The following is a 22,779-nucleotide window of genomic DNA, read 5'->3' as shown; positions in this document are numbered from 1 at the left end:
TTATTTTGCCTAAAAATAATTTCATCCTTAATTGTCAATTGTCCATAGTCAATTCTCAATTCATTTTAACCTTGCATACATGAAAAAAATGTGTTAAAATATTCTAAATTTTGATTCAGGAGGAATAGTTGTGATTTTAAAATATCAGTCAATAAATTACACAATTCATCATCGTCATTATTAAGACTTGATTTATGGAAAAAATTAGCCATAGATGCAAGTCTATTAGTGTTACTAAGAGGTTGTAACTATGGTGATGATAAGATACATGTTAAGTTATCAGCTCTATAGGTACAGCACCTATAGGGTTTTTTTATTATTAAAATTTATAATTTATTGGAGGGAAAATAATGAGTAAAGAAATTGTAAAACCATCTATATTGCCAGGATTTATGGAACTATTGCCACAAGATCAAATATTGTTTAATAAAATACTTGAGAAAATACAAAAGGTTTATGAAAGATATGGATTTATACCTGTAGATACGCCAGTGATTGAAAAATCGGAGGTTTTATTAGCTAAAGGGGGAGGCGAAACAGAGAAGCAAGTCTATAGATTTAATAAAGGAAGCAATGATTTATCTTTAAGGTTTGATTTAACAGTTCCATTAGCAAGATATGTAGCTGAGCATATGTCAGATTTAACTTTTCCATTCCGTAGATACCAAATAGGAAAGGTATATAGAGGAGAAAGAAATCAAAAGGGACGATTTAGAGAGTTCTATCAATGTGATATTGATATTATTGGTAATGGAAAATTAAATATTATAAATGATGCAGAAATTCCAAGTATAATTTTTTCTATATTTAATGAAATAGGATTAAAAGAGTTTAAAATACACATAAATAATAGAAAAATAATGAATGGTGTTTTTGAGCATTTTGAAGTTTTAAATAAAGTAGAAGCTTTAAGAATTGTTGACAAAATAGATAAGATTGGCACAGAGGCAGTAGAAAGTGAATTAGAAAAAATAGATGTTTCTGCTGACAATATTAGGAGAATTGTAGAGTTTATTAATATTAAAGGAACAAATGATGAAATATTAAATTCTCTAAAGGAATTAGAAATCTCAAATGACTCTTATATTGAAGGAGTAGAAGAGCTTTCAAAAGTAATTCACTATATGAGATGCTTTGGAGTACCAGATAAAAATTTTATTATAGATTTAAAAATTACTAGAGGATTAGACTACTATACAGGTACTGTTTTTGAGACTATGCTAGATGAGTATCCACAAATAGGTTCTGTATGCTCTGGTGGCCGTTATGATAATTTAGCTGAATATTATACTAAAGAGAAACTTCCGGGAGTCGGAATATCTATTGGACTTACAAGACTTTTTTATCAACTAAAAGAAGCTGGAATTATAGAAAGTAAAGGTGTTTCCACATTAACAGAAGTTTTAGTAATTCCGGTAGATGATTCTTTGGACTATTCTATTAATGTTGCTAGTAAACTAAGAGAAAGTGGAATTATTTCTGAAGTGTATTTTGAAGAAGGAAAAATGGGGAAAAAACTAAATTACGGAAATAAGCTAGGTATATCAAATGTAATTCTAATTGGAAGTGATGAAGCAAAAAGCGGCATATTAACTTTAAAAGATATGAGTACTGGAAATCAATATAAACTAACTCTTGATGAAATAATAGAAAAGATTAAGAATTAGATAAGCAACAGTAATTTTAAATTCATATGTGGAGTGCAAAAGAAAATGATAATCTATTATTTTCTTTTGCACTATTTATTTTAAATTTGATTATAAAAATCCCCATTTAAGAAATAGGATCTCCAATTTCTTAAATGAGGATTTTCGTTGATATTATGATTTCGTGCTATTTAAAAGAGCCTTAACATTTTTTGTTGCATCTAATAATGGACTAATTGATTTATCATAGTTTAAATTATCTATTATATTTGCTATAAATTGAGATATATCAACCTCTTTAAACCATTTAGAATCTTTAACGTTTTGAGGAATATAGGTCAGATTCGTTGAGTATACTTTGTTTATTAATCCTTTTTCATAAAACTCATTAAATTTATCAATACCCTCAGTAAATAGCGAAAAGGTTGTTGATACATATATTTTTTCAGCTTTATGCTTTTTAAGTTCTGTTACTAAATCAAATATAGATTCCCCAGAAGAAATCATATCATCAACAATTAATATATTATGTCCGTCTATATTTCTACCTATATATTCATGTTGAACAATTGGATTTTTACCACTAACTACTTTTGAATGATCTCGCCTTTTATAGAAAAGGCCAATATCAAGGCCAAGTACACTAGAGTAATAAATAGCCCTATCCATTGCACCTGTGTCAGGGCTTATTACAAGCATTTTACTTTTATCTATAAATAAGTCTTTTTCTTCTTTTATAAAGGTTTTAAGAATCTCATATGTAGGATAAAGATTATCAAAAGATATTAGTGGTACGGCATTTTGAACATTGGGGTCATGTACGTCAAAGGTAATTATATCGCTAACACCTAGTCTTTCTAGCTCTTGCAGGGCAATAGCACAATCCAATGACTCTCTAACTTTTCGTCTATGTTGTCTTCCAGCATATAGCAGTGGCATTATAACAGTGATTCTTCTTGCTTTACCGCCTATTGCAGATAAAACTCTCTTTATATCTTGAAAATGATCATCTGGACTTTTATGATTTTTAAATCCAAACATTTCGTAGGTGCAACTATAATTTCCAACATCGCATAATATATATATATCTTTACCTCGTACAGTATCTTCTAATGTGACTTTACCTTCACCATTAGAGAAACGAATTTCGTTAGTAGGAATAAGATAAGATTTTCTACAGGTATCACTATCATTAAAATTATCGTATAAGTCATTTTTTCTTTTTTCTATTAAATAACTATCAATTCTATTACCTAATTCACCGCTACTTTCTAAGGCTATAATTCCTAACTGCCCATGAGGAATAGAAATTGGTGAGTTTATATTCATAATATCATCTCCTTTGTATCAATTTCTAATCTGATATTTAAAAAGTAAAAATATGATCTTTAAAATATTATAATTTGCAATTACTCATCATTTATTTCATCTCCTCCAAAGATTAAATAAATATAGAGCTTAGCTATAAGCAAGAAAAACATTATAGTACCTAAATGAGAATTGCATTTATTGTAATAAATATGCAATCCTCTATCAAAAATAAATAATATTCCTAATAGCATATTTAAAATGCTTTGTAATATATGATGTTTAGAATTATTTTTTTTACACAATAATTCTATAGATAGCTTAATTAAATAAGATAGTATTACTATAATAGATACAATATAGGATGTGTGATTAAAGGAAAATTTATCTACGATAATATATAATAAAGAGCCTATCAATAAAGATAAGACTGAAAGTATATCTAGTATAGTTTCTATAATATAAATCTTAGTTTTATTCTGTATATTTTTTATTTCTTTAAGTATGCTTATTAGTGCCAAAATTGCTAATAAAATCAATAAAAAACAGAATATCTTTGAAATCATAGTTCAACCTCCCATAACTTTATAATTTTCAGGTAAAGTATAACTGAACAATTAAAAGTATTAGTACTATATTTATCTATTCTTTATAAGTCATATTTATCCTTTAAAACATTAGTAAACCTATAAAATTAAGAAGTCTATAATTACTTATAACTCATTGCATATATTCTTATAAAAAAAACTAGCAATTTTATTGCTAGTAAGTTATATAATTTGTTATTCAACTTTCATGTTTTCTAGAAAGATAAGAAAATAAAAGTACACCTAATATGGAGGCTGTAAATACCTGTTTATTATAATAAACTAAAGGATTATACTTATAATAATTGTTAATTAATTCCTGAGATATTACGTTAAAGCACCTTTTTATTGCATCTTCATCTATATATTCAACTTTATCTTCAAGAGTATGGATCCTAGATAAATCATAATCTGATAATGTTACTGCTTCTATATTGTTTCTTCTAAAACCTTCATGGTCACTAGCGTTTTCAAAGAGATAATTAAAGTATATTTTTTCTTCTTCAAAGATTTTAGCTAAATCTTTTATTAATGCAGTTTCCTTAGTATCTTTATCTCCACCCATAATGCAAAGGGGAACGCCTTTAAGGCTTCCTATCATATCAAAGTTATAAAGTTTACTTTCTGAAATTTTATTTTTATATTTATTTAAAAATTCATTTGAGCCAATGCAGCCAAATTCTTCTGCATTAAAGGCTACAAATAAAATATCTCTATCAGCTTTCCCTAGTTTTTGAATATAATTTGTCATTTCTAAAAGAAAAGCAGTACCAGAAGCATTATCTAATGCACCATTATAAACATTACCTAAGATATCTTGTCCTACATGATCAAAGTGACAAGATAAAATAATGGGGCTTTTTTTACTATCAGTGCCCTTTATATATCCCATAACATTATTTACAGTAGCTTCAGAAATTTCATAAGGTATATATACATATATAGAATTACCCATATTTAAAAAATTATTTAATTTTTTTAATTCTTCCATTTTCATTTTTATATATAAATCAAAAGGTGAATAAATCATAAAGGAGCTTCTAAAGTTTAAGTCATCAGTATCTGTAGCATAAAACACTATTGAAGCATTATCAGTTTTAATAACTAAGGCGTCACTATTATTGCTTTTGATATGGCTTTTATCAAAAGTTGCTTCATTTACTTTAAAGTTAATAAAATCTTCTTTATACTCTATTCCATAGTCAAACCTTTCAATTATTTTATTATCATCATCCATTACTAATAATGAGGGATCACCATCTAATACTTTAGGATATTTGATGTTAAAAGATTGTAAAAAAGAATCATCAAAAGGAATTAAATTATTTTTTATAAATTTATCTTTGATAAATTTTTCAGTTATTTGATTCTCTAGAGTTCCTGCCAATCTTCCTTTTAAATCATCATGAGATAGATATGCTATAGTTTCTTTAACATTTGAAGTATTAAAGTTATATATGTTAAAATGATTTTGGAAACTTAAGGAAGACAAAACGAGAGAAACACAAAGTAGATAGCGTGTAATAAATTTTTTCATAACACTCTCCTAATAAAAATATTTCTTATTAATAATATGTATGTGTATAATAAGGTATGATAGGAAGTGTATAGATAATTCACAATGCACAGTTCACAATTCACAATTAAGGATGAAATTATTTTTTAGTAAAATAATTTCTTTAATAGATTTTTTTAACTAGCAATATAATTGCTAGTTCTTCTGGGAAAGAAGTTATTCTGTAACTTGAAAAAAAGAATCAATTAAAAATTTCTCAGCTTCTGCTAAGAAATATCTACAATTGTGAATTGTATTAGGTTGTTAATTGAATAACCTGTGGATGGATTTTATATTCTAAAAGGCATGAAGTATACACTTCATGCCTTTTTAATCCACAATATCAACATGTCCACTGTGGATAACTTGTTAATTTACTGTTGAAAACTACTTTACTTCCTCAGCAAATAAAGTTTTAAACTGATCATCAATTATATCTTTTGTTTCCTTAACTTCTTTTAAGCTTGGCTCAAATTCATCTGAAACATTCAATATTATTTCATAAGCTGTAGTAGGAGCTTTATCATCTCCATAAACAACTACATAATCTTTCTCTGATTTATCCCCATTTACATTTATATAATATGGATAAACTTTTGCTTTTGCTGCTTCTATTTTATTATCTTCCATTGCCTTATCAACTACAGATTTTGCTTTTTCTTGATACTTAGTTATTTCTTCTTCTTTCATAATTTTTAAAGTATCAACTTCTGAATAGCCATAGTCTTTTTCTGCTATTGAATTTAACAATGAACTGAATTTATCATATTTAACTTCTTCTGTTGTTTGATTTTCTTCTGCCTTACTTCCTTCTGTAGCAACCTCTTTATTTGCTTCAGTTTTCTCAGTTGTTGCATTACTTCCACAAGCCGTTAGTGAGAATGTCATCATTCCAGCTAAAATAATAGATAATACTTTTTTCATAATATTTCCTCCTAAAACAATGAGCTATTTAGCCATAAAGTTAATATCAATTTTAAAAACATATAATATTTTTATAGGGCATTACACTCTCTTGTTTTTGACATTTTTATTTTAGTGATCACCATGGATAATTATATCACTTTATTAAATTTTTGCAAATACTTCAAATAATATTAATATTTAAGTTTAGTTAATTGCTTAATACTAATAAGTTATCAACAATCAATATACAGCTTCTAGTATATTTCTATTTAAAAGTCTAGAATTTTGTCAAAATTTTGTGCATATCCTTTCACTTATACACATTGTCCACATTTTGCATGTTGATAATTTGTGGAGTTGATGTTAATAAACTAATAAAAAAAGTATTTATTTAAAAAATATAATATTATCAAAATATTTTTTAAACTTTTTTGCTTTTACTTTGTTATTTTATCAATATTATTAACATTATCCACACAATTGTGAATAGTTTGGGGATAAGTTGCATATACTATTTTTTTATATTTTTTATATAATTCTTCTTTTCCTATAAACTCCGTTAATCAATTCACAATATTTTAATAATTCATAAAATTTTAAATATTACATTATTTCTCAGTTCATGATATAATTTTAATTGTAAACAGGACCATGAGCTTTTAATAAAAATTTTAAGTAAAGGGCTGGTATGATGAGGAATAACATAATTTATGTGAATTTTCAGACTAAAACTCGATATAAATTTAAACCTAAATTAACTTTAAGCCTAATTATTTTTCATCTAAAAAACATCTTTAGAACAAAAAATAAAGAAACCCTACCGAAAGTGCAAATATATAACTTTAGAAATTTATTATAGTACGCAAACGCGTATTTTTTTTCTACAATTATAAATTGATTATGTATTTAGTTAATGATATATTATAGTTTAATTAAATTTTAATTTAGGAGGAATAATATGAGAATTGGTCTTGGATATGATGTGCATAAATTAGTTGAAAATAGAAAGCTGATTATTGGCGGTGTAGAAATTCCTTATGAAAAAGGATTATTAGGACATTCTGATGCAGATGTTTTAATACATGCTATAATGGACAGTCTATTGGGCGCTTCTTCGTTAGGCGATATAGGAAAGTATTTCCCTGATACTGATCCTAAATATAAAGGAATTTCAAGTATAACCTTATTAGAGTATGTTGGTAAACTTTTAAAGAATAACAATTTTGAAATAGGCAATATAGATTCAACTATAATTGCTCAAAAACCTAAAATGGCACCTCATATACCTACTATGGTAAAAAATATAGCTAATGCTTTAAATATAGAAGAGAATAAAATAAATGTAAAAGCTACTACTGAAGAAGGATTGGGCTTTACAGGCAGTGGTGAAGGAATATCTTCTCAAAGTATTTGTCTTTTATTAGAAAATTAAAAGACAATCAAGGGATTGTTTAAAAATTAGTTAAAAACTAATAAAAACAATCCCTTCTTTACTACCTAATAGTCATCATATAACCTTTATACAAAGCAACATTATTAATGTACCAGCCATTGAAATTTCTTTTAACCCAATCTCCTACTTTTCTCTAATTAAAATGTAATATTAACTTTTAATTCCCGTTTTCTTTATAGTTTAATATTATTACATTACTCATCATTTTCATATTCTTCAATATTATATTCTATTTTTATAACACCACCATATTCATATAATTCATCAGGATTTAAAAACGCAGCTGCTAGTCTTATAAAAGTCCTTATATCATCATCACTTAAAACATTATCAAATTTTAAAATATCTAATTGTTCCTTAATAAAATTAAAAGCTTGGTTTTCCTTAACATTATTAGGTGAATCTTTAAAATTTTTCTCTACGTATTTTACTCTATTCATAATTAATCTTAGTATATTCTTAGTCTCCTCATCAGCAAATCCCAAAGTTTGAAGACTTTTTAATATAGTATAACTATTCTCAAAGATTTTTTCTTTTGGTTCTATATTATTCTTTTTAAACATTAATACCATACCTGTAATTCCAAGGATTACAGTAATAATAATTAAAACTTGTACCAAAACTTCGCTCATATAAATCTTCCTTTCTAAAACATGCTTCAATATCTGTATATTCTGGAAACGGAAATATTGATACATAATATAAAAAATCATTTTTAAATTTCTGATATAATAGTAAATCAAAGCATAGAAAGCTCTAAAAACATATAGATGATGTTTATGAGACAATAGTTAAATTCGATATAAAATCGTAGTTATACCTGCTAATATTTGGAGTTTAAAAGAATTTTATTAGTATGAAAAATTTGTTTTTAACTGGTGAAACAGGTATGAGAAAATCTACATTCTGTTGGAGTGAGGAATTAATTCAATTGCATGATAATGCTATTAACTATAAAAAGTGTAAATATACAAAAATCATTGTAGATAAAATAAAAAATTCTAATCTAGTTTGGTAGTTATCGTCTATAATTTAAAAAACTATTATACTTTATAATTAAGCTTTTAAAACACAAAAAACGTGACATAATAGTCACGTTTTATTATTATTCACCTAAAGTAGCTTTTAAATCTTCCTCTACAGTTGATATCGGTGCTATATTAAATTTTTCTACTAATACATTTAATACATTTGGAGACACAAATGCTGGTAGTGATGGTCCAAGTTTAATATTCTTGATTCCTATTGATAACAATGTTAATAATATACATACTGCTTTTTGTTCATACCATGAAAGTATCATTGATAATGGTAAATCATTTACTGTGCATTCAAAGGCTTCTGCTAAAGCTAATGCAATCTTAATTGCTGAGTATGCATCATTACATTGTCCTACATCTAATAATCTTGGAAGACCTGCAACTGTTCCTAAATCTAATTTATTAAATCTATATTTACCACAAGCTAATGTTAATATTACTGTATCATTTGGCGCTTTTTCTGCAAACTCAGTATAATAATTTCTTCCTGGTTTAGCTCCATCACATCCACCTACTAAGAAGAAATGTCTTATAGCACCTGATTTAACAGCATTTATTATAGCATCTGCATGATTTAATGTAGCTTCATGTCCAAATCCTACCAAAATTTTCTTTTCTGCTTCATCTTCGTTCCATCCACCTAATGCTAGTGCTTTTTCAATAACTGGAGAAAAATCTTTAACTCCATTTGTTTCTTCTATATGTGCAACATTTGGCCAGCCTACTACACTTGTAGTAAATATTCTATCGCTATAATTTTCTCTTGGTTTTTGTATACAGTTTGTTGTCATTACAACACAGCCTGGAATGCTATCAAACTCTTTTTGCTGATCTTGCCATGCTCCACCATAATTTCCTACTAAGTGCTTATGCTTTTTAAGCTCTGGATAAGCGTGGCATGGTAACATTTCTCCATGAGTGTATATATTTATTCCTTTTCCTTTTGTTTGTTCTAGTAGTTGTTTTAAATCTGTTAAATCGTGTCCTGAAATTATTATAAATGGACCTTTCTTCTTTGTAATTAATACTTCTGTTGGCTCAGGAACTCCATAGAATCCTCTATTCGTATTACTTAATAATTCCATAACTATTAAGTTAACTTGTCCTAATTCCATTGCTAAGTCAAATAGCTCTCCAATTCCATTCTCTAATTTAGTTATTCCAGCTAAAGCTTTATAGAAAAAGTTATTAACTTTTTCATCAGACTTTCCTAAAACATTTGCTTGATGTGAATAAGCTGCTATACCTTTTAGCCCATATACTATTAGCTCTCTTAATGAACGAATATCTTCATTTGGTGACCCATCATTCATTACTCCATGTTTCATTCCTTCATTAACCATATCATCAACAGTTTTTGGTGATATGTACATAGCTATATCATTTCCAACCATTGCACCGACTTTATTCTCTAATGCTCTTTTAATCTCTTCTGACTTATTTATATATTTAATGAATCTATCCTCATCAAAGTTAACATTTGTTAATGTGGAAAATAACCCATCCATCATAAACTCATTTACTTCATTTTCAATTTTAATATTTTTTTCAATTAGCTTTTCTCCATATAATGCTATACCCTTTAATTGATGAATTAATAAATCTTGTAGTGCTGCAACCCTTGGATTTTTGCCACAAACCCCTATTTTAGAACAGCCTTTTCCTCCAGCTGTCTGCTCACATTGATAACAAAACATTGACATTTCTTCTTCCTCCTCTGCCTCATATATATTTAATTAATCCAAACATTTTGCTTTACCTATTCAATAAATAGAGATAAGCTTTTACTTATGCTCATGTAATCAATACTTTATATTTATTTATCTTACAATGAAATTATATCAATCACGTATAAAATAATCGGTAACATTTGTTACCTAAAATAAAAAAACTCTACGACTTTTTCGTAGAGTTTTTTTATTAGTTCTATTATCTAATATCATTTACTAAATTATGGAAGTCAGTTCTAATATCTGTCATTGCATTTCCATTCATAACATTTCTACCCATAGTTTCTATTCTTCCAAACAAAGTTGTATCATTAGTTATTTTAACAGTTGTAATTTTAGGATCTACGTCTTTAACTGCAGTTTCTATAGATCTTCTCATGTTATCATCTAACTTCATATCAGCGTTTTCTAATGTAACACCAACTATAGCAGTATTGTCGTTAACAACTACAGCATCTCTGCTTACTCCCTTTATACCTCTAACTTTAGTACTTATGTCTTGTGCTCTTTTTGTATCTGCATTTCCTGTTGTCTGAGTACCATCTGTTGTTGTTTTAGCCCCTTCTCCTGTTGTGCCATTTGTTGTTGTACCATTTGTTCCTGTACCATTTGTTGTTGTACCATTTGTTGTTCCTTTATTACCATCTGTTGTTGTAGTTGTACGACATCCCATTAAAGGAAGTGTAAAAATAGATAATACCATTACTGAACATAATAGTGTTTTTAAATTTTTCTTCATAGTTTAAATCCTCCTCGTTCTTTTATAATATTAGTTTGCACAAATTAGAAAAATTTATTTATATTTTTTTAGAAGTTTTTGCATAAACAAAAAGAGCAACTTCCAATAATAGAATTGCCCCTTTTACTTTAAAATTATACTAATATTATCTCGCTAAAAACTTTCCTATTTAAAACATACTTACCATCTATATATCTAAGCTCAAATTCACTTACAGCAGTAACTTTTTCAGCTTTTTCTATATGAAGTATATAGCCTTCTTCATTTCTATTTTTAAAAAAAATTTTAGAAGCTTTTATTACTCTCATAGGAATTCCTTCCAAATCATAAATCACCGTTGGAACTTCATTTAACATACTCTTCTCTCCTTCTGCTAATTTATAACCTAATTGATGATATATAATATTAAGAGTAATAAAGTTTTATGATTGTTTTTTTATATTATAAAAAAGCCACTATTAAATAGTGACTTTTATTATGTGTAAACTATATTTTATTCTTCTTCAAATTGATCTTTACCTACTCCACATAGTGGGCATAACCACTCTTCAGGTACAGCTTCCCAAGATGTTCCTGGCGCTACTCCATTATCTGGATCTCCTTCAGTTGGGTCATAAACATATCCACATACTACACAAACATATTTTTTCATAATATTTTCCTCCTAAATTATAAAATTTATCATATATATATTTTTCTAGAATTAATCGAAAAATATACCTAATATTCTACTTTTAATATATGCGAGTTAATCAAACTTCTCTCTTTTACTGTAATTATAATTTAACAGATATTATTGTTACTGTAAAGAATAATAACGTCATTTTCAGAAAATATTTTAAATTAATATTATATATTATTTGATAATAGTTATTCTACATAGTCATTAAATATATTATTACTTTTAATTTATCTACTTTCATTATATAAACTTAATTTTAATATTTCCTTTGGCTTTTTTTCCTTTAGCTTCAACCTTTACATTTTATTATCCTCATTAGCGATTTCTATAATTTCATCTCTTAATCTACCCTTTCAAATATATCTGGATAATCAATTATTGAACCTTCTTTATCAACGAAAAACTCAGTAACAAAGCCGCTACCTAAATTTTCATACTTATATTTAAATCCTTCTAAAATTGACTCTAAACAAGTATATCTTTGCGTTACAGGTTTTAGCTTAAAATTATGAACGTCAATATAAATTACCCTTATTTCACTTGGTTCTCCAAGCTTTAAAGATAATCTTCTAATTGGAATAGTATTAGTGAAAGGCGTAATTGAAATATCAATATCTATACAGCCTCTTAAGTCTTCTATTTCTTCGCCACAACTTTTTCTCCAAATTCCATTATCACCTGATAATAAAGTAATATTTTTAGATTTATTATCAAATACTCTTAAATCAACTTTATTTACCTTCCAATTTAAATCACAATTTATCTCATAATTAATACGAAATGGAACACTTTCATTCATGCCTATAACAACAGAATTAGCTATTATTCCATCTTGATTTTCATAAAGACATAGATGTTCTGTAGAAAATCCATCTAATGCTTTCCAAATTAATTCTTTTTTCATATAATATATCCTCTCTTTAGCTTATTATGTAGTTATTAAATTAATTTGCTTTAAAAGTATATCGTTAAATACGTTAATAACTTTACATGCAAGGAACATACTGAATCAAAAATGATTTAAATAAAACTAGCCCAAAGAATTATTCCTTGGGCTAGATTAACTATCTTATTATCCTAAAGTTGCAACCATAACAGCTTTTATAGTATGCATTCTGTTTTCAGCTTCATCAAATACTATAGAAGCAGAACTTTCAAATACTTCGTCAGTAACTTCCATTGATTCTATGCCAAATTTCTCATATATTTCTTTTCCAACCTTAGTTTTTACATCATGGAAAGCTGGTAAACAATGCATAAACTTAACATCCTTATTTCCTGTTAATTCTAACATCTTTTTATTAACTTGGTATGGCATTAATAATTTAATTCTTTGTTCCCAAACTTCATCAGGTTCTCCCATTGATACCCAAACATCTGTGTATATAACATCTACGTCTTTAACACCCTCTTCAACATTATCAGTTAATGTTATCTTTCCACCAGTTTCACTTATAAGTTTTTCACATTTTTTAACTAATTCATCTTCTGGGAATAATGATTTTGGCGCTACTATTCTAAAATCCATTCCCATTTTAGCTGCACCTATCATAAGGGCATTTGCCATATTATTTCTACCATCACCAGCATAAACAAATTTTATTTCACTAAGTGGCTTTGAGAAATGCTCTCTTATTGTTAAAAAGTCAGCTAATATTTGAGTTGGATGATCTTCATTTGTAAGCCCATTCCATATCGGAACTCCTGCATATTTTGCAAGCTCTTCAACTATTTCTTGTCCATATCCTCTATATTCTATTCCGTCATACATTCTTCCTAAAACTCTAGCAGTATCTGCTATAGATTCCTTTTTTCCCATTTGGCTACCTGTTGGTCCAAGGTATGTTACATGAGCTCCTTGATCATGTGCAGCAACTTCAAATGCACATCTTGTTCTTGTTGAATCTTTTTCAAACAATAATGCTATATTTTTACCTTTTAATTTTTGCGCTTCAACTCCAGTATACTTAGCTTTTTTTAAATCTTGAGCTAAATCAAGTAAAAAGTTAATTTCCTTTGGTGTGAAATCCATAAGTGTTAAAAAGTGTCTGTTTCTAAGGTTAAACATATTCAATTCCCCCTAATTAATATTTTTTATACCTAGCTATACTTAAATAATCATTAAGATTTATTACCTTAAATCTTAACTTAATACTTTAATTCTTCTCTAATAAATGGCATTGACATGCATCTTGGGCCTCCTCTTCCTCTAGAGAGCTCACTAGAAGCAATAGAAAACACCTCTATATTATGTTTATCTAAAAGCTCATTAGTTACATAATTTCTGTCGTAAGTTATAACTTTACCTGGCGATATAGCTAGGGTATTAGAACCGTCATTCCATTGTTCTCTTCCCGAAATTATTTTATCTCCATTACCACATCTTATAAGAGTGATATCACGACCTAAATATTTAGATAATATAGCTTCTAGACTATCTTCCTCTTCTATTGCAACTATTTCATTTTTAGTTTTATCGTAGCTTAAATTTGTTACTTTCAAACTAGCTTCTATAGCTGGATGTATGGTGAATTTATCATAATCAACCATTGTAAATACCGTATCTAAATGCATAAATGCTCTTATTTTAGGTATGTCGAATATTAAAACATTTTTAAAACTTTCATTAGCTTTAAAAATATTTTTAGCTAAAGTAAATATAGCCTCTTTGTCCGTTCTTTCACTATATCCTACTGCTAAAACATCTTTAGACAATACTAATTGATCTCCGCCTTCTATGTGAAATTCATCTTCTCTATCGTAATAAATTTTAATATTAGAGTCTTTAAAATGAGGATGATATTTAAATATATATTTGCCAAATATACTTTCTCTTCTTCTAATAGGCTTTTTCATAGAATTAAGAGATATACCATTTCCTATACATGCGAATGAGTCTCTAGTGAAATATAAGTTCGGCATAGGATCTAGCAAGAATGGATACTCATTAGAACTTTCCTTCATAGAGATATCAAGTTTTCTGATTCCTGCCATTACAGTATCTATCATCTCTTTAGGTAACATAGATAATAGATATGACTTTATTTCACTTTTAATATAATCCTTTTCTATATTGCTTTCACGTATGACTTCATCTATAAATCTTTCTTTAATTTCGGAATTTTTTACAACTTCAGCTGCTAAATTCTCAAGATATAAAACTTCTACTCCATTTATTTTAAATAAATCTGCAAATTTATCATGTTCATCTCTAGCAATTTTTAAATATGGAATATCATCGAATAAAAGCCGTTCTAGATACTCTGGTGTAAGGTTCTCTATTTCTTTTCCAGGTCTATGAAGAAGAACAGTTTTTAAATTACCAATTTCTGAGTAAACCTCTATATTTCTTTTTTCCACAAACTATCACTTCCTTAATTTATAATAAGAAACCTATCATTTCTCTATAGGACACCCTACTTTCAATTCATAAAGCTTATTTTACTATCTTAGTACCTGATAATCCCTGCAATGCTTCTTTTGCTTTCGAAAGAGAAGCAATTACTGCAACTTTATTATTATCGTGCATAACAAATTTTTTACATGCCTCTACTTTAGGTAACATGCTTCCAGGTGCAAATTGACCTTCTGCTATATATCTATCAACCTCTTCTAAAGTTATAATATCAAGCGACTTTTCTTCTGGTTTATTATAATTTACACAAACTCTCTCTACTGCTGTTAATATTAGCAAGCAATCAGCATCTAATATCTCACCTAGTTTCTCTGCTGCAAAATCTTTATCTATAACTGCGGCAACTCCTTTAACCTGTGAATCTTCCTTGATTACAGGTATTCCCCCTCCACCGCATGAAATTACTATATTGCCACTATCAACTAAATATTTAATTGTATTTTTCTCTATTACATCTATTGGTTTAGGTGATGCAACTACTCTTCTATATCCTCTTCCAGCATCTTCTTTCATAACATAACCTTGTTCTTTTTCTAATTTCTCAGCTATTTCTTTGCTATAAAAGGATCCTATTGGTTTTGTCGGATTTTGAAACCCCTTATCATTTTTATCTACAACAACTTGAGTGATTATTGTGGCTACAGGTTTATTTATATTTCTTCTATCGAGTTCCTCTGAAATGGCATTTTGAAGGTGGTATCCGATGTATCCTTGTGAGAATGCTCCACATACATCAAATGGAAATAATACATTTGTTTCATTTTGCTTTATGGCATCCTCTACAGTAGCCACTATTTGTCCAACTTGAGGCCCGTTCCCATGAACTATAGATATTGTATGACCATCTTCTATCAAATCTACTATTGATTTTGCCGTTTCTTTACATGTCTCTAACTGAGCTTTTGCACTTTTATCTTTTGGATTTGATTGTAATGCGTTTCCCCCTAAAGCTAGTACGATTTTCATTATTAACCCCTCCATATATTTTTAATACTATTTTATCCGACGCGTATATTCAGAATATTGAGATATTTATAACTTCATAGTAAATTTTTTTCACTTTTATGTCAATAATTACAAATTATCACATTATACAGAAGCGCTACAAAAAAATGCATAACAACTTAAAATATTATGCATTTTTACTTTATTTGATGCAAATTTAACACACTGTTTGAATATTTATTCTTAACTAATGAATAAACTTTTTTTATAGACCAATTGCGACAATTATTTTATAATTCTACTGCCTGGTTTAACGTACGGCACTTGTTTTTTACACAGTGGACACTCATCAGCATCAAAAGTTTCTATATTTAATTTTATTGCACTATATAAAGGTAATTTTAATTTACAGTCATCACTTCTTCTATCAACTATGGAACAAACTCCCACAACTTCTGCTCCTAACTTTTCCAGAACCTCGATAACTTCCATAGTAGATTTTCCTGTAGTTACGACATCTTCTGATATAATGACTTTTGTCCCCTTTGCAATTTCAAATCTTGATAAAGTCATAACTCCTTCTCTTCTCTCAGTAAATATTGCTGTTTTACCTAATTGCCTAGCAAGCTCATAAGCAACTATTACTCCGCCCATAGCTGGACCTACAACTACATCAAAATCCATATCTTTTATCTTTTCTACAACTAATTTTAAAATTTTTTCTGCTTTATCTGGATATTGTAATAATCTTGCGCACTGACAATATTTATTACTATGCTTTCCTGAAGATAGTAGAAAATGTCCTTCTAATAATGCTCCCGTTTCTACCAATGTATCTATAACCATTTTATCTTTATTTTCCATTGCTAACCTCCGAAATATATTTATATTTTGATGAATTTCATTTAACCTTAAATTGCAAACTTATCAATATTTTATTTGATTTCTTAAATTATTCCCCTTATTTCATTTATATCTTTTATTCCTTCAGATTCTAAGTATTTTGATATACCACTTATTATATCTAGAGCTATATCAGGTTTTATAAAGTTTGCAGTACCTACTTGAACTGCCTGTGAACCTGCCATTATAAATTCTATTGCATCTTGCCATGTTCTTATTCCACCCAATCCGATAACCGGGATATCTACTACCTGACAAACTTCATGAACCATTCTAAGTGCTATAGGTTTTATTGCTGGTCCAGATAATCCTGCATATATATTGTCAAATACAGGTTTCTTCTTATATATGTCAATTGCCATTGCCTTAAAAGTATTCACAAGAGATAGTGCATCCGCCCCTGCTTCACAGCATCTATATGCCATATCCCTTATATCTTCGGCGTTAGGTGATAATTTTACTATAAGTGGTTTCTTGCATAATGCTTTAACTTGTTTTACAGCATCATAAGCAATGTGAGATTTTATACCTAATGCCATTCCACCTTCTTTAACATTTGGGCAGGATATATTAAGTTCAATCATATCCACATTACTGTCATTTAATTTTTCTATTCCCTCTAAATATTCCTCAATTGTAGAGCCTCCTAAATTGGCTATTATTACTGTATTCATTTTTTCCATTTTTTTGATTTCATCATTTAAAAAATGGTGTACTCCAGGATTTTGAAGCCCTACACTATTAATCATTCCTGATGAAGTTTCTATCATTCTAACTCCATAATTTCCATCCTTAGCATTAATGGTAAGTCCCTTTGTGCATATACCTCCAAGCTTTGATACATCAAAGAGTTCATTATATTCTTCACCAAATCCAAATGTACCTGAAGCTGCTATTATGGGATTTTTAAAATCTACTCCGCATATATTAACACCTAACAACCTAAGTCAACTCCCTTACAATAAATTAAAACTCTATATCCTCTCCTGAAAACACAGGACCATCTACACAAGTTCTTTTATTACCATGCTTAGTTTTACATGTACACACTAAACAAGCCCCTAAACCGCAAGCCATCTTCTTTTCTTCTGATATATAAACCTTAGTATTCTTTTCTCTACACATATTTATTACCTTATACATCATAATTTCTGGTCCGCAACACAGCACTAAATCATATTTTTCGGGTTCAAATATTTCTGTTATATATCCTTTATGTCCATAGCTTCCATCTTCTGTTGATATATTCATTGAATTTACATGATCTTTTATCTCTTCTAACCCATATACATCATGTTTAAATCCTGCAAACACATCTATTTGAGAATTTTTTATCTTCTTCGAAAGATAGTGTATAGGAGCTACACCTATTCCCCCTGTTACTAATGCTACTTTTTTACCACTAGCTTCTTCTATATCAAATCCATTTCCTAGTGGACCTACAACACTTATCTTATCTTCTCTTTTAAGTCTACTTAAAAGTTCAGTTCCCTGTCCTACTACTGCATATAAAAACTCTATATTTTCTCCACTTTCCTCTACGTTATGTACGCTTATAGGTCTCCAAAGTATTGGTTCACTATCCCAGCTTCTTAACATATAAAATTGTCCAGGTTCTGCTTTAAAGTTTCCTTCTATTTTTAGCTTATATATACCCTCACACACTTGAATATTTTCTATAACCGTATTTACTGTGTACTTCTTATTTATACTCATTGTAACTACTCCTGCCTTATAGCCCTTAGTATTTCATCTCTCATTCTTATAACTTCTTTTCTTGCATATTTTGCAAAGTTTGCTTCTCCGTCCTCATGTTTTTTATAAGCAAGCATTATACCTCTTGATGAATTTACAACTCCGCCGTTTCCATCCTTTAAATACAGTGCAACATCTTCTGCTTTTCCCCCCTGTGCACCATATCCAGGTATTAAGAAGAACATTGAGTTTAGTTTATTTCTAAGCTCTACTCCTTCTTCTACATGAGTGCATCCTACAACTCCCCCTATTGAGCTATATCCACACTCTCCTATGCATTCTTTTCCTAGGTTCTGAATTTTTTCTCCTACTGAATTGAATACCTTTTTTCCTTCTAGTGTATCAATATATTGAATGTCTTTAGCCCCTTTATTTGAAGTTCTAACTAGCAGAAATCCGCCTTTTTCTCTTTCCTTAATATATGGAAGATAAGGTTCGATACTATCTAATCCCATATATGGGCTCAATGTTATAAAATCAGCTTCAAAATCTCCTTCAAAATGAGCTTTAGCATACATTTCAGCTGTTTTTGATATATCTCCTCTTTTTATATCTCCAATGCTTATTCCACCTTTAAGCTTTATATACTCTAATGTTTTTTTATAAGCCATAAGTCCTGATATTCCTAATGCTTCATAATAAGCTATTTGAGGCTTATAACAAGCTGCAACATCAATAGTTTCATCTATTATAGCCTTATTAAACTCAAATATTGCATCTTCTAGTGAACCAAATTTATTTAAAAAAGTATTTGGTATATAGCTTAAATCTGTATCCAGTCCTACGCACACGTGTCCTTTTTCTTCAACAGTTTTAAATAATTTATCTATTATCATTTTTATCTCCTTATCAATCTTATTTATAGGATAGATTATCAGTTTTCAGTCATAAAATTTTTATGGCTGATCTCTGATAACCTAATATTGAAAATAGTTTTTCTTATTAACTTATTTTTTAAACCGTCTAGTTATATTCATTATTAGAATAAACTTCTTTTCCGCCTTTTATAGTTTTAACTATTTTCCCATATACTTTCATTCCATTTAACGGGGTATTTTTTCCTTTAGACCAAAATTCTTCTGAATTTATCTCGTAACTTGCCTCTAAGTCTAGTAGCACTAGGTCCCCCTCATATCCAATTTCAATTGTTCCCTTATTTACTCCTAACAATTCACTTGGATTTTTGCTCATTATTTCACTTAACTTACTTAAGCTTACATTCTTTTCTCTTACTAACTTTGTGTAAGTTGTTGAAAAGGCTGTCTCTAATCCTGAAATTCCCGGTGCTCCCTTTGCTTTGTCTTCTTCACTATGAGGAGCATGATCTGTAGCTATTGAATCTACATATCCCTCTTTTATAGCTTTTATTAAGAAATCTATATCCTCTTTATCTCTAAGAGGAGGATTTACTCTATAATTATATTTATTAGTTAATGCCAGATGATGAGGTGCAACTTCGCAGGTCACTTTTAATCCTTGCTTTTTAGCTTCAATGATATCCCTCATTGCTTCTAAAGTACTTACATGTGCAATGTGCAGTTTACAATTAGTAATTTTAGAGAATTCTATGTTTCTTTTAGTCATTATGTTTTCAGCAATTCTCATATCATAATTTGATAGATATGGATCTTCACAATGACACATTACAGTAAAATCTTTCTCTTCTGCCTTTTTCATTGCTTTTAGCATTACCATGCTATCAATTACATCTTTTCCATCCTCAGAAATTATTTTTATAGAATTATCTATTTCATCTAAGTGACTAATATCTTGCCCATCAAAATTTCTAGTTATTGAAACCACTTGATGTATATCTATAAGTCCTGTTTCTTTAGCTCTATCCTTAACATAATTTACAGTATCTATAGAACTGCACACAGGATTTGTATTAGCCATAAGATTCACCATTGTAAATCCACCTTTAACTGCTGCTTTAGATCCTGATTCTATATCTTCTTTATAGGTTAAACCTGGATCTCTAAAGTGAGCATGCAGGTCTATAAAGGATGGCATTAAAGTTAGTCCATCTGCATCTATTGTATTGCAGTTCTTCTTTAAATCTTTGCCTATCTCTACTATAATCCCATCTTTGATATAGACGTCTCCTATAAATACTTTGCACCAATCAACTACTTTAGCATTCTTTATACAAAGTTCCATAAATACTCTCTCCCTTTTATAGTTATTAAATAAGCTCTCTTACTTTTCTTATATCATCACAGTATTTACATCTGTATTCTTTTGTCTTTTCATTCACTAGATAGTGAACATGATTTAAATATGGCTCTATAGAAGTTATACATCTTGGATTTTTACACTTAATAATATCTTCTACTTCTTCCGGTAATTTTAAATTTATCTTTTTATCTATTTTTTCATCCTTAATTATATCTATTGTCATTCCTTTATCCATAAGTCCTAGGATTGTGAAATCTATATCTAAAACATTTTCTATCTTTATAATATCTTTTCTTCCTAGCTTTTCACTTTCAACATTCATTATTAATGCAACTCTATATTCTGCCTTATCTAGCCCTAGGTAATTGAATATTTTTATTCCACCACCTGCTTTTATATGATCTATAACTATTCCATTTTTAATACTATTTATTGTCAACATATTCATACTCCTCCTAATCCCTTATTTAAGCGAGGCCTAACAGTTTAGCAATTAGTGCCATTCTTACAAACATTCCATATTTAGCTTGTTTAAAGTAAACTGCCCTTTTATCATCATCAACTTCGTAAGATATTTCATTTACTCTTGGCAGTGGGTGAAGTACTATCATATCCTCTTTAGCCATATTCATTTTTTCAGCATCTAAGATATAGGAATCCTTTAATCTTACATAATCTTCTTCATTAAAGAATCTTTCTTTTTGAACTCTTGTCATGTATAGTATGTCTAGTTCTCCTATAACATCTTCCATTTTTTCTACTTGAACAAACTCTACGTTTTTCTCTTCTAAAAGTCTTATTATATAATCTGGAACTTTAAGCTCTTGAGGTGATATCAATACAAATTTATTGTTTTCATATCTAGATAAAGCTTTTATAAGTGAGTGTACTGTTCTACCAAATTTTAAATCCCCTCAGCATCCTATGGTTAAATTTGATAAATTGCCTTTTATACTTCTTATTGTTAAAAGATCTGTTAAAGTTTGAGTAGGATGTTGATGGCCTCCATCTCCAGCATTTATAACTGGGATATCTGAGTTAGATGCTGCAACTAATGCTGAACCTTCTTTAGGATGTCTCATTACAGCTATATCTGCATAGCAAGCAACGGTTCTTATAGTATCTGAAATGCTTTCTCCTTTAGCTACTGAACTTGAATTTGGTTCAGAAAATCCTATTATGCTTCCTCCTAGTCTTAACATAGCTGCTTCAAAACTAAATCTTGTTCTAGTACTAGGTTCATAAAAAAGTGTAGCTAATAATTTTCCTTCGCAAAGCTTTGAATACTTCCATGGATTTTTGATGATATCATCAGCAAGTATAAATATCTCCTCTAGTTCATTTAAATTAAAATCCATTGGCTCAATTAAATTTCTTCCTTTTAACATAATGACATCTCCTTTTTACCTCACTGGGTTAATTTAAAGGTATTAGTGTAACTTAATAGTTTAAAATTTTATAAAATAAAAAATGCTTTCCTGAAAGGAAAGCATTTTTCTTTACTATAAACATATAGCTATAGCTATAATTATAGCTACACCTATATACCTACATAACAATACTATCTTCCCTTTCTGACCTCACGGGATCAAATTTAAAAGGATTATATTAAAGTTTTAATATATTTTTTTATCTTAAAATACATATTATATAAATCTTTAATACTTGTCAAGACATTTTATTAAATTACAAATGTTTTACTTGAATGTATATTATATCAACAATTTTATAGTTATAAAATTGTTAATAATTATATGAGCTCATAAATTAAATTTATATTTAGTATATATCATATTCACCAATACTTACTAAAATGTCATAATATGTATTGTAAATTTATTAAAATAAAAATAATTTTAAATTATTATATTCAAATATATAGATATTTGAATATACATGTAGTATAATATAAATATCCAATATAAAACTTAAAATAT

General features: G+C 28.5%; 22 protein-coding genes and 1 pseudogene. 3 read left to right on the top strand and 20 right to left on the bottom strand.

From position 1 onward, the window contains the following. Positions 1-350 precede the first annotated feature (350 nt). On the top strand, positions 351-1,667 hold the full coding sequence (hisS, locus tag B2W91_RS05560) for a histidine--tRNA ligase (protein ID WP_291579303.1): 1,317 nt from the start codon (positions 351-353) through the stop codon (positions 1,665-1,667). A gap of 153 nt (positions 1,668-1,820) precedes the next feature. Here hisS and B2W91_RS05555 read toward each other — a convergent pair whose 3' ends face one another. From B2W91_RS05555 to B2W91_RS05540, 4 genes are all read right to left on the bottom strand, one after another. Beyond that, a complete protein-coding gene (locus tag B2W91_RS05555) occupies positions 1,821-2,975 on the bottom strand; it encodes a ribose-phosphate pyrophosphokinase (protein ID WP_291579302.1) in 1,155 nt (384 codons plus the stop codon). 80 nt (positions 2,976-3,055) lie between these two features. Beyond that, positions 3,056-3,520 (bottom strand): hypothetical protein, encoded by a 465-nt coding sequence (locus B2W91_RS05550; RefSeq protein ID WP_291579301.1) that lies wholly within the window; start codon positions 3,518-3,520, stop codon positions 3,056-3,058. A gap of 220 nt (positions 3,521-3,740) precedes the next feature. Beyond that, entirely contained in the window at positions 3,741-5,078 is a 1,338-nt protein-coding gene (locus B2W91_RS05545; protein WP_291579300.1) for a M28 family metallopeptidase, read from the bottom strand. 405 nt (positions 5,079-5,483) lie between these two features. Then, the gene (locus B2W91_RS05540) at positions 5,484-6,020 is read right to left on the bottom strand and encodes a hypothetical protein (protein ID WP_291579299.1); all 537 of its coding nucleotides are present in this window, start codon (positions 6,018-6,020) and stop codon (positions 5,484-5,486) included. Between the two features lie 940 nt (positions 6,021-6,960). On the opposite strand from B2W91_RS05540, the gene ispF reads away from it, so the two are divergent. Continuing rightward, entirely contained in the window at positions 6,961-7,434 is a 474-nt protein-coding gene (gene ispF / locus B2W91_RS05535) for a 2-C-methyl-D-erythritol 2,4-cyclodiphosphate synthase (protein WP_291579298.1), read from the top strand. 215 nt (positions 7,435-7,649) lie between these two features. On the opposite strand, the gene B2W91_RS05530 is transcribed toward ispF, so the two are convergent. Continuing rightward, entirely contained in the window at positions 7,650-8,087 is a 438-nt protein-coding gene (locus tag B2W91_RS05530; RefSeq protein ID WP_291579297.1) for a hypothetical protein, read from the bottom strand. 224 nt (positions 8,088-8,311) lie between these two features. Here B2W91_RS05530 and B2W91_RS05525 point away from each other — a divergent pair, with 224 nt between their 5' ends. Continuing rightward, positions 8,312-8,473: a hypothetical protein gene (locus B2W91_RS05525; RefSeq protein WP_291579296.1), complete on the top strand. Its 162-nt coding sequence runs from the start codon at positions 8,312-8,314 to the stop codon at positions 8,471-8,473. An 87-nt stretch (positions 8,474-8,560) separates the two neighbouring features. On the opposite strand, the gene hcp is transcribed toward B2W91_RS05525, so the two are convergent. The 15 genes and pseudogenes from hcp to pyrB form a co-directional block, all read right to left on the bottom strand. Continuing rightward, positions 8,561-10,198 (bottom strand): hydroxylamine reductase, encoded by a 1,638-nt coding sequence (gene hcp, locus B2W91_RS05520; protein WP_291579294.1) that lies wholly within the window; start codon positions 10,196-10,198, stop codon positions 8,561-8,563. Between the two features lie 226 nt (positions 10,199-10,424). After that, a complete protein-coding gene (locus tag B2W91_RS05515; protein WP_291579292.1) occupies positions 10,425-10,964 on the bottom strand; it encodes a YhcN/YlaJ family sporulation lipoprotein in 540 nt (179 codons plus the stop codon). Between the two features lie 134 nt (positions 10,965-11,098). Beyond that, the gene (locus B2W91_RS05510; protein WP_291579290.1) at positions 11,099-11,320 is read right to left on the bottom strand and encodes a hypothetical protein; all 222 of its coding nucleotides are present in this window, start codon (positions 11,318-11,320) and stop codon (positions 11,099-11,101) included. A gap of 137 nt (positions 11,321-11,457) precedes the next feature. Further along, the gene (rd, locus tag B2W91_RS05505) at positions 11,458-11,616 is read right to left on the bottom strand and encodes a rubredoxin (RefSeq protein ID WP_291579289.1); all 159 of its coding nucleotides are present in this window, start codon (positions 11,614-11,616) and stop codon (positions 11,458-11,460) included. A gap of 370 nt (positions 11,617-11,986) precedes the next feature. After that, positions 11,987-12,550, bottom strand: coding sequence for a putative glycolipid-binding domain-containing protein (locus tag B2W91_RS05500; RefSeq protein WP_291579288.1), 564 nt, complete (start codon positions 12,548-12,550; stop codon positions 11,987-11,989). 168 nt (positions 12,551-12,718) lie between these two features. Then, positions 12,719-13,714: an ornithine carbamoyltransferase gene (gene argF / locus B2W91_RS05495; protein ID WP_291579287.1), complete on the bottom strand. Its 996-nt coding sequence runs from the start codon at positions 13,712-13,714 to the stop codon at positions 12,719-12,721. Between the two features lie 80 nt (positions 13,715-13,794). Then, positions 13,795-15,006, bottom strand: a complete 1,212-nt coding sequence (gene arcA, locus B2W91_RS05490) for an arginine deiminase (protein ID WP_291579285.1) — start codon at positions 15,004-15,006, stop codon at positions 13,795-13,797. A 76-nt stretch (positions 15,007-15,082) separates the two neighbouring features. Then, positions 15,083-16,027 (bottom strand): carbamate kinase, encoded by a 945-nt coding sequence (gene arcC / locus B2W91_RS05485; protein WP_291579283.1) that lies wholly within the window; start codon positions 16,025-16,027, stop codon positions 15,083-15,085. A gap of 264 nt (positions 16,028-16,291) precedes the next feature. Next, positions 16,292-16,870 (bottom strand): orotate phosphoribosyltransferase, encoded by a 579-nt coding sequence (gene pyrE, locus B2W91_RS05480; protein WP_291579282.1) that lies wholly within the window; start codon positions 16,868-16,870, stop codon positions 16,292-16,294. 83 nt (positions 16,871-16,953) lie between these two features. Continuing rightward, positions 16,954-17,850: a dihydroorotate dehydrogenase gene (locus B2W91_RS05475; RefSeq protein WP_291579281.1), complete on the bottom strand. Its 897-nt coding sequence runs from the start codon at positions 17,848-17,850 to the stop codon at positions 16,954-16,956. Positions 17,851-17,875: 25 nt separating this feature from the next. After that, a complete protein-coding gene (locus B2W91_RS05470) occupies positions 17,876-18,619 on the bottom strand; it encodes a dihydroorotate dehydrogenase electron transfer subunit (RefSeq protein WP_291579359.1) in 744 nt (247 codons plus the stop codon). Between the two features lie 11 nt (positions 18,620-18,630). Continuing rightward, positions 18,631-19,500: an orotidine-5'-phosphate decarboxylase gene (gene pyrF / locus B2W91_RS05465; RefSeq protein WP_291579280.1), complete on the bottom strand. Its 870-nt coding sequence runs from the start codon at positions 19,498-19,500 to the stop codon at positions 18,631-18,633. Between the two features lie 127 nt (positions 19,501-19,627). Continuing rightward, positions 19,628-20,824, bottom strand: coding sequence for a dihydroorotase (locus B2W91_RS05460; RefSeq protein WP_349680789.1), 1,197 nt, complete (start codon positions 20,822-20,824; stop codon positions 19,628-19,630). Between the two features lie 25 nt (positions 20,825-20,849). Beyond that, positions 20,850-21,284 (bottom strand): aspartate carbamoyltransferase regulatory subunit, encoded by a 435-nt coding sequence (locus tag B2W91_RS05455; RefSeq protein ID WP_291579279.1) that lies wholly within the window; start codon positions 21,282-21,284, stop codon positions 20,850-20,852. A gap of 25 nt (positions 21,285-21,309) precedes the next feature. Next, positions 21,310-22,230, bottom strand: a pseudogene (gene pyrB, locus B2W91_RS05450) (aspartate carbamoyltransferase). Positions 22,231-22,779 lie beyond the last annotated feature (549 nt).

It is taken from the genome of Clostridium sp. UBA6640, from assembly GCF_002455975.1.
GTDB lineage: Bacteria > Bacillota > Clostridia > Clostridiales > Clostridiaceae > Clostridium_J.
This window is presented reverse-complemented; position numbering and strand designations above follow the sequence as displayed.